This window comes from Ensifer sp. MJa1 (genome assembly GCF_037026475.1).
GTDB lineage: Bacteria > Pseudomonadota > Alphaproteobacteria > Rhizobiales > Rhizobiaceae > Ensifer.
This window is the reverse complement of record NZ_JAKUMO010000031.1, coordinates 36,171-50,903: the sequence shown is the minus strand read 5'-3', so window position 1 is coordinate 50,903 and position 14,733 is coordinate 36,171. Positions and strand designations below refer to the sequence as shown.

The window sequence follows — 14,733 nt, the reverse complement described above, 5'->3', positions numbered from 1 at the left end:
GTCTCCTCAGGCCGCTCTCGGCTGTCCGCGCCGGAAATAGGTTTCCAGGCTACCGAACACGACATTGGAGGCCACCGTGATCGCCAGGTAGATCGCGGCGGCGGCCAAGAAGAACAGGAAGTAATGCTTGGTGTTACCGGCGGCGAGGCGTGTCGCAAGCGCCAGTTCCTGGTAGCCGACAACGGCGATCAACGCACTGTCCTTGGTGACCGACATCCAGAGATTGGCCATGCCGGGGATCGCATTTGGCATCAGCGCCGGCAGAACGATCCGGCGGAAGCGCAGCCAGGGTCGCATGCCGAAGGCGCTGGCGGCTTCGATCTGGCCCGCGGGAATGGCAAGGATTGCACCGCGCAGCACCTCGGTCATGTAGGCGCCCTGCACGACCCCGAGCACAAGAACAGCGGCGAGGAAGCCGTTGATTTCGATTGGCGGGAAGCCGAGTGCGGAAAGCAGCCTGTTGATGCCATCCGTCCCGGCATAATAGAGGCCAATGATCAGGATCAGTTCCGGGATAGCGCGCACGGCCGTCGTATAAAGATCAAGCAAGGTGGCGACAGCACGTCTCCCCTTGAGTTTGCCAGCCGCAGCCGCGAGCCCGATCAATATGCCGACCACATACGCTCCGAGCGAAATCATAACAGTCGAGGCCGCGCCCGAAAGCAGCACCCCGCCCCATCCCGGTGGGCTGGGCGAAAGCAGTTCGAAAATGGATAAGCTTGTCTGCATGAACAACAGCTCCGCGGCGTCTGAGCAGGATCATTGGGCTCGAACGCTTTGTCGTTGAGAGGGTGCAATCGGCGGAACAGCGGGTCGCCTTGACGCCCGCTACGTCGGCTAATCGCCGTAGGGATCGAAGTTGAAATACTTCTTGGAAATCTCGGCGTATTTTCCGTTAGCTCGAATGGCTGCGATAGCGGCGTTCAACCTGGCGAGCAGCTCGGAATCTTCCTTGCGCAATCCGCCGCCGATCCCCTGCCCCAGAACATCAGGGTCATCCTGGACATTACCCTTGTCCTCGCAACAATCCTTGCCAAAATCCGATCCAAGGAATGTCATCAGCGGAATGGAGTCGCCGAACACGTAGTCCACGCGGCCGACTGCGAGGTCCTGGAAAGCCTCATCCAGTGTTGCATAGGTCTTCTCGTCGGCCACGCTCGCAAAGTGCTTCTTGTAGTATTCGGTCTGGACCGTGGAGACCTGGATGGCAATCGTTTTGCCGGCGACGTCATCGGCGGTGGTGCCGCTTTTGCCGTCTTGTGCGCCAATCAGTTTGCTTGGTGTGTTGTAGTACTTGTTTGTGAAGGCGATTGTTTTCTTACGTTCGTCCGTGATGGACATGGAAGACCAGATCACGTCGAATTTCTTTGACTGAAGACCGGGGATGAGCCCGTCCCAAGACATGTCAACGATCGAGCAGCTTTCCTTCATTTCTGCGCAGATCGCATCCATCAGATCGATCTCCCAGCCGATCCATTTGCCCGACGCATCCTTGGTAAAGAACGGCGGGTAGGCTTCGTTCATGATGCCAAAGCGCACTTCCGCACTCGCGCCGGCGCCCGAGGCGAGTAGAGCTGCTCCGGCAACAAGGTAAATTGCAGTCTTCATGTCAGTTCCCTTTCGTTTTTGATTGGTGCACGGCCGCGCTCAATGGCGTGACGAGCTCGTGAATTCACGACACCGCGCGCTGATGGGAGCGCCAAAGATTTGTTCTGGTTTGCCCTCTTCCTCGACGCGGCCTTGATGCAGGAACATTACGTGGCTTGAGACGTCGCGGGCGAACTTCATCTCATGCGTTACGAGCAGCATCGTGCGGCCCTCGTCCGCGAGATCTCGGATGACCTTGAGCACTTCCCCAACGAGTTCGGGATCAAGAGCCGAAGTCGGTTCGTCAAACAGCATTACGGACGGGTCCACGCACAGTGCCCGCGCTATTGATGCGCGCTGCTGCTGGCCACCTGACATGAAGACGGGGTAGACGTGGCGTTTCTCGTAGAGCCCGACTTTATGCAGCAGCGCTTCAGCTTTCTCGGTCGCCTGCCTGCGGCTCATGCCGAGTACGTGGACTGGTGCCTCGATGACATTCTCAAGGACAGTCATGTGTGCCCAAAGATTGAAACTCTGGAAAACCATACCCAGACCAGTCCGGATGCGCTCCACTTGCCGCCAGTTGGCAGGATGTATGCGACCAGCGGATCCAGTCTTCATAAGAACTTCCTCGCCGTTGATGATAAAACGGCCGCGGTCCGGAACCTCGAGAAAGTTGATGCAGCGAAGAAAGGTACTCTTGCCGGATCCTGAGGACCCGATCAGCGAGATGACATCCCCCTTGCCCGCGGCAAGCGATACGCCCTTCAACACTTCGTGTGTGCCGTAACTCTTGTGTACGTCGTCGACGCGCAGTGCGCATGAAATGCTCGTTGTCATTGGTTCCCCACTTTTTCGTGGCTTGTTTTGGCGCAATTTAGCAATTGCTTGCGCGGCCTTTCCGCGCAATCGTGTGTTGTTGAGGATTTTTTCCCCGGTGCGTTGCTAGAAGTCGCGATTTTTCCGCGTCACTGCCCGTTGATGCAGATCACTTTGGGTTGGGTCATGTCCTCGTAGGCAAAGCGCACGCCTTCACGGCCCATGCTACCGTGCTTGAAACCTCCGAACGGCATGGCGTCAAACCGATAGTCGGAGGAATCGTTGATCATGACTCCCCCGGCCTCAATACCGGCTGCGGCCTCAAGGGCCACGGCAAGGTTGTTGGTGAAGACGCCGGCGTGCAGGCTGTAGTCCGGTTCGTTCGCCAGTCGGATTGCGTCCGCAAGCGTCTCAAAGCGTTCGAGTATCGCAACCGGTGCGAAAACCTCCTCCTTCCAGAGACTATTGTCGCGCGAAACACCTTCGAGCACGGTTGGGTGGTAGATGGCGCCTTCGCGGCGATGGCCGCACAGCAGCTTCGCGCCACCAGATACGGCTCTTTCCACGGCTTTTTCGGTCCGTTCGGCAGCAGCGGCGGAAATCATGGGGCCGACGTCTGTACACTCAAGGCGCGGGTCTCCGGCACGAAGGCTGCTCGTGCCGGCGACAAATGCGTGGCGGAACCTTTCGTAGCAGGCGGTTTCGACGAGAATGCGTTGCGTGCCGATACAGTTCTGGCCGGCCGCCCAATAGGCGCCCGAGATGCAGCCCTCCACCGCCTTTTGAATGTCGCTGTCTGCCATGACGATAACCGGAGCATTGCCGCCCAGGTCCATGGCGAGCTTCTTCAGACCGGCCGTCCGCGTGATTGCCTCGCCGGTCGCAAAGCCACCGGTGAACGACACCATACGGATGTCGCGGGCTGACACAATGGCGCGCCCGAGATCCGCGCCGCCGACGGCGACAGTGACGATTTCCTCCGGCAGGCCCGCTTCGATCAACGTCCCAACCAGCTTGAGAGCCGATAGGGGGGCGAGTTCTGACGGCTTCAGAACGACTGCGTTGCCGCCCGCGATTGCAGGGCCAAGCTTGTGCGCAACCAGGTTCAGCGGATCATTGTAGGGGGTGATCGCAGCAATGATTCCAAGCGGTTCACGTGTGAACCAGCCTTGACGCGCCTCGGAGCCCGCGTAGGCGTCGAACGGAATGATCTCGCCGGCGTTGCGCTTGGCTTCCTCCGCAGAGAGCTTCAACGTATTCATGCAACGCGAAGCCTCCTTGCGGGCCTGCGTGATCGTTTTGCCCGCCTCGCAGACAATCGTGCGTGCGAAATCCTCGAGCTGCTCCCCAACGAGCCGTGCTGCCAGTTCCAGAATGGCGGCCCGGCGATGCCTTGGGAGCGCTCGCGATACCGCCGCCCCCCGCTTGGCACGCTCAAGAAGGGTACCAACGTCATCGGACGTGCTGGCTCTTACGCTTCCGACAACCTTGCCGTCATAAGGATTGAAAACGTCGATCAATTCGGTAGCCGGGGCGACTTGAAGCTTGACGTTTGTCATTCCGCGGCCTCCTTGATCGAACCGGCCGCGACTGAGCGGTGGATAGCAATGATATCCGAGAGAAGAGCATAAGCGGTCTCGATCCGGCCAGCTCCCGGACCCGTTACCGTCACTGAACCGAGCATCTCAGTGGTGAACGATACGGCATTTATAGCGCCACTCACTCCCGCGAGAGGGTGCTCGAGCGGCAGACGGCGCGGCGCGACAGCTGCCTCGATGCTACCGTTCTCGCGGCGCACTGCCGACCCGATCAGCTTCCAGCGGCACCCTTCTTTCGCGGCAGTGTCGATGTCCGAGATCGTGAGCGCCGAAATCCCGTGGCAGGAGACATCGGTCGGCTTGAGCGCACCACCCAGGAGTTCATTCGCCAGAATGACCACCTTCAGCCGCACGTCGTGACCTTCAACATCAGCGGTAGGATCGGCCTCGGCGTAACCAAGAGCCTGCGCCTCTTTAACCGCCTCGGAAAAGCCGAGCCCAGCCTCCATGCGACCGAGGACGAAATTTGAGGTGCCGTTGAGGATGCCTTCAAAACCGCCGAGTCCGGCTCCAGCAAGGGTGGTCTTCGCCAAGCGGATGACGGGTGTTCCGCTCATCACGGCCCCTTCATATTCGAAATGGACCTGGTTACGACCAGCCAGCGCCTTCAGGTCGGCGGCTGCGAGCGCCACCGGACCCTTATTGGTGGTCACAACATGCTTGCCGCTCTCGAGCGCCCAGCGGCAATGGGAAACGGCCGGCTTTCCGTCATGGGGGTTCGTGAATGTGGCTTCAACAACAATGTCTGCAGGCGCTGCCCGGATGACCTTCTCGTTGTCCGCGTCTGCCGATCCACCGGAAAGCCTGGCGAAGCCGCCCTTCTCGAAATTGGTTTCGACGAGCATTCGTGCGTCAATGCCGTTTCGCGAGACGACAGAACCGAGATTAAGGTCGGTCACTGCCACAATGTTGAGCCGGAAGCCGAGTTCCGACTGCCAGAGGTCGTTTCGCTCGGCCACGAGCTGCGCGAGCGCGCGATTGACTCCACCGAATCCGATAAGAGCTACGTTGTACTGTACCATGTCGGTTCCTCATCATAGGCGATGGGAAGAGCATGACGGCAGGCACGCGCAGCAGGAAGGTTCCGAAATGGCCAAAGATCTGGCCGCTTTGACAAGCGTGCGCGACAACTGCGCAAATGTGCAGAAAGCGTGGTAGTGCAGACGCGGCCAAGGAACTGCCTAGGATGAGAGAATGGAACCGATTGACGACTTCGACCGCAGGATTTTGAGCATCATTCAGATTGACTGCCAGATGAAGGCGGAGGCCATTGGCGACTTGGTGGGGCTGTCCGCATCAGCCGTGCAACGTCGCCTGAAACGTATGCGGGACTTAAACATCATTACCGCCGAGATTGCTATCATCGACCGCAAAGTCGCCGGCAACCCCATGACGTTTATCGCCGGAATGGAGATCGAACGCGAGAACTACGACGCCCTGTCGAAATTTCGCGTCTGGCTTGCCAAGCAGGAACATATTCAACAGGTCTACTATGTGACCGGTGCGGTGGACTTAATCGCCATTATTACCGCTCGGGACGTCAACCAGTACGACGAAATCACGGCCAATTTGATGTCAGAAAACCCGCAAATCAAGCGCATTCACACCAATGTCGTGTTAAAGGATATCAAGCTCGGGATGTTCGTGCCGGTCGCAAGCTAGTCCAAGCGCTCCCGCAGCTACAAGCACGCAAGCCAACCGCAGATTTGCGGTTGGAGGCGCCTTCCAGGGGATAAGCCGCCAAAACCAAGGAACGGGTCTGCGGGCAATGTTTCGGCCAGGCATCTCGGCGCGCCGCTGCTCGGCCAAACGGCCGGCATCAAAGTGAAGCATGTGCCTAACAAGGGCGCCGGTCCGGCGGTGAACGATCTCGTCGGCGGACATATCGGCTTCACTGTCACGACTACTCCGTCAGCCATCGGCCTCATTGAAAGCGACACGCTGAAGGCGCTCGCAGTCACCGGCGACAAGCTTCATGAGTTTGATGCCTGGCTTGAGGCGAAATACCTGAGCGACAAGGCCCGCAAGGACCGATGGGCATGGAACTTCGGCATCCAGCGAGGCAGGCCCATTACGGTTCGTGAGAGCCGGCAGTGGAAGCCGGCATGCCCGTGATTGCCGCCGCGCAGCGATCCGCGTGCCTTCTCTGGAATAGTCAAGGACGGCGTCCTGCCAGAAGCCGCACCAGACGTCGAACAGGTCGCTCGTGCTGGCCGACACGCCAGAACTGACCTTTACGCCGCGCGGCGATCCGATCCTCGCCTCATCAAACTCGCGCGCCTACTCGGTCGGCAGCTCGCGCGCCAGAACTTTGCGGCGCCCGTCATGGAGTGTGCTGGCGAAGAAAAGCGTACGCTGGCGTCGTGAAATAGCCTACGTAATTTCCGCGAAATCGTCTCCTGGCGCATGTGAACTCCTCGGCCGCCGTTCTTTTTCGCCCTTTGTCGAGACAGGACATACTTCGCACGCAACTCATGGCCTCGTATTGCATTTTGCGATACTGGGTAATATCTTGCTTGCAAGGAGATAAATCATGGCCGCCACCGCCGAACGTAAGGAATACCCGATCTCGATGCGTTTGCCTGAAGCGGACGTAGCAATGATCGATCGCGCGGCAAGCCTGCGTGGCCGCTCGCGCACGGATTTCGTGCGGGACGCCGCTGTGCGCGCCGCCGAGGAGATCGTCATGGAACAGGGGCTAATCCGTATGAGCCCCGAAGGGTTCGCCGACTTCATGGAGATCCTGTCCCAGCCGCCAACGATCGTTCCGGAAATCGTGGAAGTGCTCGAGCGGCCCGCCCCATGGGAGTCCGGTTACGCGCCGAAGCGGTAGGCCGTGGCTTTATCGGCTCCAGAACCGCTGTCTGCCGCGCATGATGTTTCCAAATTCTCCTGCGGCAAGACAACACTCGATCATTGGCTGAAGACGCGCGCGCTTTCCAATCACGAAAAGGGCTTCACGGCGGTCCTCGTCGTCCACGAGGCCGGGCGCGTCATCGGATATTACGGACTGGCGCCGACGGCCATTATTCCTTCGATCCTGCCGCGCTCGGTCCGCACCGGGCAACCGCCCGATCCGGTTCCCTGTCTTCTTCTCGGCCAGCTTGCCGCGGACACGGAATGGGCTGGGCACGGTATCGGCACAGGTCTATTGAAACATGCCCTTGAGCGATGCGTCCAGGCAGCGGCTCTGATCGGCGGGCGAGCATTGATGGTCAATGCCGTCGATCACGAAGCGGCTCAGTTCTGGCAGCGGCGGGGTTTTGCGCCCTCCAAGGACGACCCGCTCGTGCTGTTTCGCTCGATCGCTGCAATCGCCGCATCGCTGGCGGAAGCGCGGCTGCACGAGCAACGCAAATAACCTGAAGGTTTCGCATATTCAGGCAAATCGGCAAAAAGCCCGTAAAGAATGCATTTGGTAATGGACCAGGAAGACGACTTTTTCGTTTCAAAATACTCTGAATACCGGAAATCATCTCCGAGATGTGGAACCATGCACGCCATTTATGCCATACGGGGTGTTCGAGCCACCGAAAACCATTCGGCTCGATACGGAGTTTGGCCTTAGGCAGATAATCTATCGCGATCTGGCCGATGATGCCGCACTAGACCTTGCCAACGGGATCAATCACCTGACCGGTATCACGATGCGTCTGGAGGCTTAGAGCAAGGTTATTCAAGAACTAAATGTCCGCGACAAGAACCTGCTGCTGCACGAGTTTGTTCAAGACCTGGCCGTCACGGCGCTTCTCAGTCCATACACTCTCAAAGTCAGATTTTAGCCACGAGAAATGCCAGGCGAGTGCGGCGACGATCAGTTTGAAACCTGAGAAGGGCATCGAACGGCAGCTTGGCAGGTGAGAGCGCCAGCATTTCCAGGATATCGGCGCCATAGCCTGTGAGCGGCAAGGCGACGGCGCAGCTGAACCGCGCCAATGCGCCATTTTCCAGAACACGACATGGTCGATGCGCTGGAATACGTACGCCGTGAAGTCGGTGAGCTTGCAGAACGCCGCGCATCCCACGAACTGGAGGTACAGGCTGGCGATCATGTCGACCGTGCTGACACTATGATTGCCGAAAAGGGTTTCGGTGAGTCTGCGAACAAACCCCTTGGCCTTTTCCTTGGGTATCGTCGTGATGACGGACATCCGCCCGTGCGCCCCTCGCTTGCGAATGATCCGGTGCCCCAGAAAGACGAAGCCGACACTGACGTGAGTGACATGGGTCTTTTCCATGTTCAGCGTCAATCGCCAGATGCCGCCCCCCACTATCGCCGCAAAGAGCCCGTAAACATTACGGTTCCGCCCCGTTATCTTCAATCCGATGGAGCCTGCTTCCTCGCTGTCTGGAGAACCTGCGCCTCGTGATCGAGCGCGCGCCGGCACTCGACTGAAATAACAGGGACATCCAATCCGAGGACCAAAGTTGCTGCGGGCTTGAATGCGTGTGATCCGGCAGCCGTAGAGGCTCAGCCAAGCGCGTGGCTTGCCAGCCCGTAGAGGTTTGATCCTGGTACTACGATCGCGCGGCCTTTACCTTGCCGGGACATCGCGAGCACTGTGTCGAAGACGGTCAGGCCGGCTTGCGAGAGGAATGTGGCGAAAGCGCCGGCCTCGACCGGTGTGTCGAGCCGCAGAAATTGACCTTCGTGGGCGGCGACATGATGCCGTATCACGGCGATGGCATCCGCATCATTTTCTGCCACGACCGGGCCAATGACATGCCCCCTACCGAAAGGACGGCAAAGCGCGAAAGCACGTAGCTGATCCCCGGAAAACAAGCCGCAGCCTATGGATTGTGCGAAGAGTTTGCCGATCAGCGCCGCCCTCGAAACGCCGAATGCCCCTGCATCCAGCTCAACCACAGCGGCAAGGTCCTCCCCTTCCAGTCGCCGAACCACCGGCTCCTCCTTTGCCGTAACAAAGTCGGTCGACCGGCGGGCCATGCCCTGGCATTGGTATATGGTCCGTACGGGCTCAAACCCGAGCGAATGATAAAGACGGCGGGATGCCCTTGTCGCATTGAGCCTCAGATCTCGTCCCCGGCAGTCCGAAAGCACGTGGTCCATTAGCCATCGCCCGGCGCCGTTTGTCTGCAGCCGCGGCGAAGTAATCACCATGCCTATGGTCGCGAAATCATCGCCGTGCGGAAACCACATGGCCGAACCTGTCAGCCTGCCGATTTCGTCAAGCGCTATATAGCCTCGGCCAACCTCGCGCAGGAACTGCAAGTCCTCGGAGCGAAGCGGCCACCCGACGGAAACCGACAGCGCGTGCAGTTGCTCGAGATCGGCGCTCTCGATCCCGGCTATGCGCATCTCAAAACTGTCAATGACCTTGGATTCGGATGTCGGTGCGTCCACCCCTTGCCTCCCGTTCGTGCCGTCGTCGTGTCTCGCCCGCCTTCCAACCGGCCCGCGGCCAAAACTCTTGTCCATTAGACTAAGACGGTTCGCTCGATACAATTCACTTGAGAGGCCGCCTGACGCAACACAATCCTCCAAATCCGCCGCGCTTTCAGCATGTAAAGCCTGGGCAGGCTTCTAAAGTACCAGGCATCGTCGACGACGCTGACCCCAGCGAACCGGGATGCTGTGAGGACAAGATGCAGGCAGTGGAAATACTCGAAAAGCTCGTCGGCTTCCCCACCGTCGTCGGCATGCCCAATGCTGACATCGTTGTCTGGATCCGCGACTATCTGCAAAGCCACGGCATCGCCGTCACCCTGCTTCCCGGCCCGGAAGGCGATCGGTCTAACCTGTTCGCCACGATCGGTCCGAAAGAGGTGCCGGGCTATATTCTGTCGGGTCACATGGACGTCGTTCCGGCGGCCGAAAGCGGCTGGACGGGCGACCCCTTCCGTCTGCGGCAAGAGGCGGACCGACTGTATGGACGAGGCGCCACCGACATGAAGGGTTTCTTGGCCGCCGCCCTCGCCGTCGCGCCAAAGCTCGCCGAGATGCACTTGCGCCGGCCGTTGCACCTCGCCTTCTCCTATGACGAGGAGGCGGGCTGCCGCGGCGTGCCGCATATGATCGCGCGTCTGCCGGAACTTTGCGCAACGCCGCTCGGCGCGATCATCGGCGAGCCAAGCAGTTTGCGCGCGATACGTGGCCACAAGGGCAAGGCTGCCGCCAGACTCACCGTCAAGGGTCGCTCCGGCCATTCGTCGCGCCCCGACCAGGGGCTGAATGCCATCCATGCCATGGCAGAAGTGCTTGCCACTGCTATCGGAGAAGCTGACCGGCTGACCCGCGGCCCGTTTGAAGACGTATTTGAGCCGCCTTACTCTTCCCTCCAGATCGGCACTGTGCAGGGCGGCCAAGCAGTCAATATCATTCCTGAGACTTGCGAGGCGGAATTCGAGGCGCGCGCGGTTTCCGGCGTCGATCCGGCGAACCTGCTAAGCCCCGTGCGAGGGACTGCAGAGAAACTCAGGGAACGTGGCTTCGCAGTCGAATGGCAAGAGCTTAGCGCCTATCCGGCGCTCTTTCTCCCCGTCAATGCGCCGCTCGCGACGCTTGTGGAGGAACTGACCGGCCGCGAGCCGCTCCCCGCCGTCAGCTATGGCACCGAAGCCGGGCTTTTCCAACGAGCCGGCATCGACGCGATCATCTGTGGTCCCGGCGAAATCGACCGCGCCCACAAGCCGAACGAATACATCCTCATCGACGAACTCGCGGCCTGCCAGGCGATGATCGAGCGGCTCGGTGAGCGTTGTCACGCCTGAGGCATCAAGACGGAGACGCCCAATGACCTTCCTCTTCAATTCCGACGCAAAACGCGGTGCGATCTTCGCCGAAGCTTTTTCGCGTGAGCTTCCGGACGTTCCTTTCGTCACGGATGCGGCGGCGGTCGATCCGGATGCGGTGCGCTACCTGATCACTTGGACGGTTCCGGAAGATCTCTCGCGCTATCGCAATCTTGAAATCCTCTTTTCGATCGGCGCCGGTGTCGACCAGTTCCGCATCGAGGCGGTTCCGCCGCATGTGAAGGTCGTGCGGATGGTCGAGGACGGCATCATCAGAATGATGCAGGAATATGTGACACTTGCCGTGCTTGCGCTCCATCGCAACTTGCCGGCCTATTTGGACCATCAGCGCAGCCAGCATTGGCAGGCCATTTACCAGGTTCAGGCGTCGGAACGTCGCATCTGCGTGCTCGGCCTCGGCATGCTCGGCACCGCGGTTCTCGAACGGTTGAGGCCCTTCGGCTTTTCCCTATCCGGCTGGAGCCGCAGCGCGCACGAACTCGAGGGTGTCAGATGCTTGCACGGTGCTGACGGTCTCGACAATCTGTTGGCCGACACCGATATCCTCATCTGTCTCATTCCTCTAACCGACGAGACGCGCGGTTTCCTCGATGCCGCGCTCTTCGCCAAGCTCCCGACCGGTGCGGCACTCGTTCATGTGGGCCGCGGTCCGCAGCTCGATCACCAGGCACTTCTCGACGCACTCGACAGTGGCCATCTCTCCGGCGCCGTCATCGACGTCACCGACCCCGAGCCGCTGCCGGCGGACCATGCCATCTGGCGCCATTCGAAGGTTCTGCTGACGCCACACATAGCAAGCGTGACTCAACCCGAAACCGCCGCCAGGGCCGTGATCGAGAACATCAGACGCCACCGCTCGGGTCTCGAACCGGTTGGGCTCGTTGATCGCGGCCGCGGCTATTGAATTCCAACCCCAGGAAAGGAAAGCCATGTCGCTCCTGAAGACCATCGACACCAACCCCTCCTTCGCGCCGCGCGAGTCCCGTCCCCTTCCGGAGCGCCTCATTTCCGGCGACCCCTCTTTCAAGACATGGGCTCAGGATGTCGCCGGTGGCGAAATGATCCACACCGGAATCTGGGAAGCGACGCCCGGCGAGACGCGCTCGATCAAGGGCGAGACCTTCGAGTTCTGCCATATCCTTTCGGGCGTTATCGAACTCACGCCCGAAGACGGCGAGCCGGTCACTTACACGGCCGGCGACAGCTTCGTCATGAAGCCGGGCTTCGTCGGCATCTGGAAGACGATCGAGACGGTGCGCAAGATCTACGTGACAGTGATGGCTTGAGCGACGGGGCGGGGTTATCCGACCCCGCCAAACAATACACTGCGCGGCGGCTGCAAAACGGTGTTTTCCGCCGCGCCACCTCCACCAACAAACCAAGCGACTACCTCAGTTTTGCTAGCTTCGACTGCAGTTATCCGAGGTATCCGCATGGCACTGAGTTTCGACCCTGACACCGTCCACCTCCCTATCGGTCACTTCATCGGCGACCGGATGATCCCTGCCGACGGGGTCATCGACATGCATCGTCCATCCGACGGCAAAGCCTATGCTGGCTGTCCGCTCGCGGATGAGGCACTTGTCGACCGCGCTGTCGAAACCGCCAAGAACGCGCTGAAGGTTAGCAACTGGGGCGGCGTGCGTCCGCGCGAGCGGACAGTCGTGCTGCAACGATGGGCCGACCTGATCGAAAGGGAGGCGGAAACCCTCGCCAAGCTCGAGGCGCTTTCCTCGACCCGCCCGGTCGGACACGTAATCACCGGCGATATCGCCGTCAGCGCTGAGCAGATCCGATTCTTTGCGGAGTTCGCCGATAAGGAAGGAAGCGACCTCGTGCCGACCGACGACGGTAGTCTCGGCATGGTCATGACTGAGCCCTATGGTGTCGTCGCCGCCATTACCCCATGGAATTTTCCGGTTTCGATGGCCGCCTGGAAGCTCGGCCCCGCGCTTGCAGCCGGCAATGCCGTTGTCTTGAAACCCTCCGAAATGACCCCGTTTTCAACCGTTTATCTCGCCGAACTCGCGATCCGCGCCGGCGTGCCGGCTGGCCTCGTTAATATCGTGCTGGGCGATGGTCCGGTGACCGGCACGGCCCTCACCGGCCATCCGGACATCGCCAAGGTCAGTTTCACCGGCTCCACCGGCGCCGGTTCGGCCATCATGGCTAACGTCGCTCGCACCGGGGTCAAGCCCATGACGCTTGAACTCGGCGGAAAGAGTCCTCAACTCGTGTTCGCCGACGCGGACCTCGACAAGGCTGCCGCCGCGATCGCACAAAGCATGCTTTCCAATGCCGGCCAGGCCTGCGTCGCCGGCTCTCGCCTGATCGTTGAGGAAAGCGTTGCTGCGCCGCTCGCCGAGGCGATCGTCAGACGCATGAGATTGGCGAAGGCGGAGCCGACCTGGGACGAGGCGAGCGAATACTCGCCCATCATCTCGAAGCGCCAGTTGAACCGCATCCACGGCATCTTCGAGGCTGCCGTCGCGGCGGGCGACGAATGCCTGTTCGGGGGCGCGCCAATGGATGCGCCCGGCTATTTCTATCAGCCGACGTTGATGGCCGTGCGCGACAGCTCCTCGCCAGCGATTACCGAAGAAATCTTCGGTCCGGTCCTGACCATGCAGACCTTTGCCGACGAAGAGGAGGCAGTGGCGCTCGCCGATCACCCGACCTACGGCCTGGCCGCCGGCCTTTTCACCCGCGATCTGTCACGCGCCCTACGGCTGACGCGGCGGCTCCAGGCCGGCACGGTTTGGGTCAACCGTTACAGCCGCTCACGCGACCACATCCTGCCGACCGGCGGCTACAAGCGCTCCGGTATCGGCAAGGACCTTGGACGCGAAGCCTATCAAGCCAGTCGCAAGAGCAAGAGCGTTCTCATCAGCCTCTAGGAGCCTTCCATGAAAACCTATTCGATCGCACTCATCCCCGGCGACGGCATCGGCCAGGATGTAACGGATGCGGCCTGGCAGGTTCTTTCGACCGTTGCCAGGCATTCCGGCTTCTCGCTCACCGGCACGCCCTTTCCCTGGTCTTGCGCTTTTTACAAGGAAACGGGCGCGATGATGCCGGCAGACGGTATAGAACTCTTACGCCGCTTCGATGCGATCCTGCTCGGAGCCGTCGGCTGGCCCGCCGAGGTGCCGGACTCCGTTTCGCTGCATGGCCTGCTCCTGCCGATCCGCAAGGCCTTCGTGCAATATGCCAATATCCGCCCGCACCGGCTGCTGCCGGGCGTTCAAGGTCCGCTGAAGGCGGAAAATTTCGACATCCTCTGTATCCGCGAGAATACCGAGGGCGAGTATTCCGGTGCCGGCGGCCGCGTGCATCAGGCAACGGTCGATGAAGTCGCGGTCGAAACCTCGATCTTCACGCGCACGGGCGTCGAACGGATCCTGCGCTTCGGGTTCGAGCAGGCGCGCCAACGCCGCGGCAAACTCGCTTCGGTGACGAAATCCAACGCCCAAAAATACTCCATGGTGTTCTGGGACGAGATTACGCGGGAGCTCGCTGCCGACTATGCCGATGTCGAGGTGACGAGCTATCACATCGACGCCATGGCCGCGCGAATGGTGATGGCGCCAGAGAGCCTCGATGTCGTGGTCGCCTCGAACCTCTTCGGCGACATCCTGACCGATCTCGGTGCCGCCATTCAGGGCGGTCTCGGTTTTGCGGCTTCAGCCAACATCAATCCCGATCGCGGCGCCCCTTCGATGTTCGAGCCGGTGCATGGATCAGCGCCCGACATCGCCCATCTCGGCATCGCCAACCCAATAGCTGCCATCTGGTCCGGCGCGATGATGCTTGAGCATCTCGGAGAAAGCGACGCTGCGCGCATTGTTCTGGCTGCGGTCGAAAGAACGACCGCCCGCGGGATCGGCACGGTGCCGGGCAAAGACAAAACCGAAACCATCACGGCGGCGGTGCTTGCCGCGCTCAACTGATCTTT

Annotated in this window: 16 protein-coding genes; 9 read left to right on the top strand and 7 right to left on the bottom strand. The window is 60.4% G+C overall.

Annotation, left to right across the window (positions count from 1 at the left end; genetic code table 11):
• Positions 1–6: 6 nt before the first annotated feature.
• From MKZ91_RS28405 to MKZ91_RS28385, 5 genes are all read right to left on the bottom strand, one after another.
• On the bottom strand, positions 7–729 hold the full coding sequence (locus MKZ91_RS28405) for an ABC transporter permease (protein ID WP_336174395.1): 723 nt from the start codon (positions 727–729) through the stop codon (positions 7–9).
• A gap of 108 nt (positions 730–837) precedes the next feature.
• Entirely contained in the window at positions 838–1,608 is a 771-nt protein-coding gene (locus MKZ91_RS28400; RefSeq protein WP_336174394.1) for a transporter substrate-binding domain-containing protein, read from the bottom strand.
• Between the two features lie 39 nt (positions 1,609–1,647).
• Entirely contained in the window at positions 1,648–2,427 is a 780-nt protein-coding gene (locus tag MKZ91_RS28395) for an ABC transporter ATP-binding protein (protein WP_336174393.1), read from the bottom strand.
• Positions 2,428–2,555: 128 nt separating this feature from the next.
• Positions 2,556–3,965 carry an aldehyde dehydrogenase family protein gene (locus tag MKZ91_RS28390; RefSeq protein ID WP_336174392.1) on the bottom strand — a complete coding sequence of 470 codons (1,410 nt, stop codon included), beginning with the start codon at positions 3,963–3,965 and terminating at the stop codon, positions 2,556–2,558.
• Positions 3,962–5,026: a homoserine dehydrogenase gene (locus tag MKZ91_RS28385; protein WP_336174391.1), complete on the bottom strand. Its 1,065-nt coding sequence runs from the start codon at positions 5,024–5,026 to the stop codon at positions 3,962–3,964. The genes MKZ91_RS28390 and MKZ91_RS28385 overlap by 4 nt, the downstream gene beginning before the upstream one ends.
• Before the next feature lie 172 nt (positions 5,027–5,198).
• Between MKZ91_RS28385 and MKZ91_RS28380 the strand changes: the two genes are divergently transcribed.
• The 4 genes from MKZ91_RS28380 (at position 5,199) to MKZ91_RS28365 (ending at position 7,365) form a co-directional block, all read left to right on the top strand.
• Positions 5,199–5,666 carry an Lrp/AsnC family transcriptional regulator gene (locus MKZ91_RS28380; RefSeq protein WP_336174390.1) on the top strand — a complete coding sequence of 156 codons (468 nt, stop codon included), beginning with the start codon at positions 5,199–5,201 and terminating at the stop codon, positions 5,664–5,666.
• A gap of 42 nt (positions 5,667–5,708) precedes the next feature.
• Positions 5,709–6,119: a tripartite tricarboxylate transporter substrate-binding protein gene (locus MKZ91_RS31680; protein ID WP_442892359.1), complete on the top strand. Its 411-nt coding sequence runs from the start codon at positions 5,709–5,711 to the stop codon at positions 6,117–6,119.
• Between the two features lie 418 nt (positions 6,120–6,537).
• Complete coding sequence (locus tag MKZ91_RS28370; RefSeq protein WP_336174389.1) at positions 6,538–6,837, top strand: type II toxin-antitoxin system TacA family antitoxin; 300 nt, start codon at positions 6,538–6,540, stop codon at positions 6,835–6,837.
• A gap of 3 nt (positions 6,838–6,840) precedes the next feature.
• A complete protein-coding gene (locus tag MKZ91_RS28365; RefSeq protein ID WP_336174388.1) occupies positions 6,841–7,365 on the top strand; it encodes a GNAT family N-acetyltransferase in 525 nt (174 codons plus the stop codon).
• A 322-nt stretch (positions 7,366–7,687) separates the two neighbouring features.
• On the opposite strand, the gene MKZ91_RS28360 is transcribed toward MKZ91_RS28365, so the two are convergent.
• Both MKZ91_RS28360 and MKZ91_RS28355 read right to left on the bottom strand, forming a co-directional pair.
• Complete coding sequence (locus MKZ91_RS28360; RefSeq protein WP_336174387.1) at positions 7,688–8,242, bottom strand: hypothetical protein; 555 nt, start codon at positions 8,240–8,242, stop codon at positions 7,688–7,690.
• Between the two features lie 233 nt (positions 8,243–8,475).
• A complete protein-coding gene (locus tag MKZ91_RS28355; RefSeq protein WP_336174386.1) occupies positions 8,476–9,369 on the bottom strand; it encodes a GNAT family N-acetyltransferase in 894 nt (297 codons plus the stop codon).
• Between the two features lie 242 nt (positions 9,370–9,611).
• On the opposite strand from MKZ91_RS28355, the gene argE reads away from it, so the two are divergent.
• From argE to MKZ91_RS28330, 5 genes are all read left to right on the top strand, one after another.
• Positions 9,612–10,736: an acetylornithine deacetylase gene (gene argE / locus MKZ91_RS28350; RefSeq protein ID WP_336174385.1), complete on the top strand. Its 1,125-nt coding sequence runs from the start codon at positions 9,612–9,614 to the stop codon at positions 10,734–10,736.
• A 22-nt stretch (positions 10,737–10,758) separates the two neighbouring features.
• Positions 10,759–11,682, top strand: coding sequence for a 2-hydroxyacid dehydrogenase (locus MKZ91_RS28345; RefSeq protein ID WP_336174384.1), 924 nt, complete (start codon positions 10,759–10,761; stop codon positions 11,680–11,682).
• Positions 11,683–11,707: 25 nt separating this feature from the next.
• Positions 11,708–12,064 carry a cupin domain-containing protein gene (locus MKZ91_RS28340; protein WP_336174383.1) on the top strand — a complete coding sequence of 119 codons (357 nt, stop codon included), beginning with the start codon at positions 11,708–11,710 and terminating at the stop codon, positions 12,062–12,064.
• A gap of 147 nt (positions 12,065–12,211) precedes the next feature.
• A complete protein-coding gene (locus MKZ91_RS28335; protein WP_336174382.1) occupies positions 12,212–13,675 on the top strand; it encodes an aldehyde dehydrogenase family protein in 1,464 nt (487 codons plus the stop codon).
• Between the two features lie 9 nt (positions 13,676–13,684).
• On the top strand, positions 13,685–14,728 hold the full coding sequence (locus MKZ91_RS28330; protein ID WP_336174381.1) for a tartrate dehydrogenase: 1,044 nt from the start codon (positions 13,685–13,687) through the stop codon (positions 14,726–14,728).
• Positions 14,729–14,733: the final 5 nt, after the last annotated feature.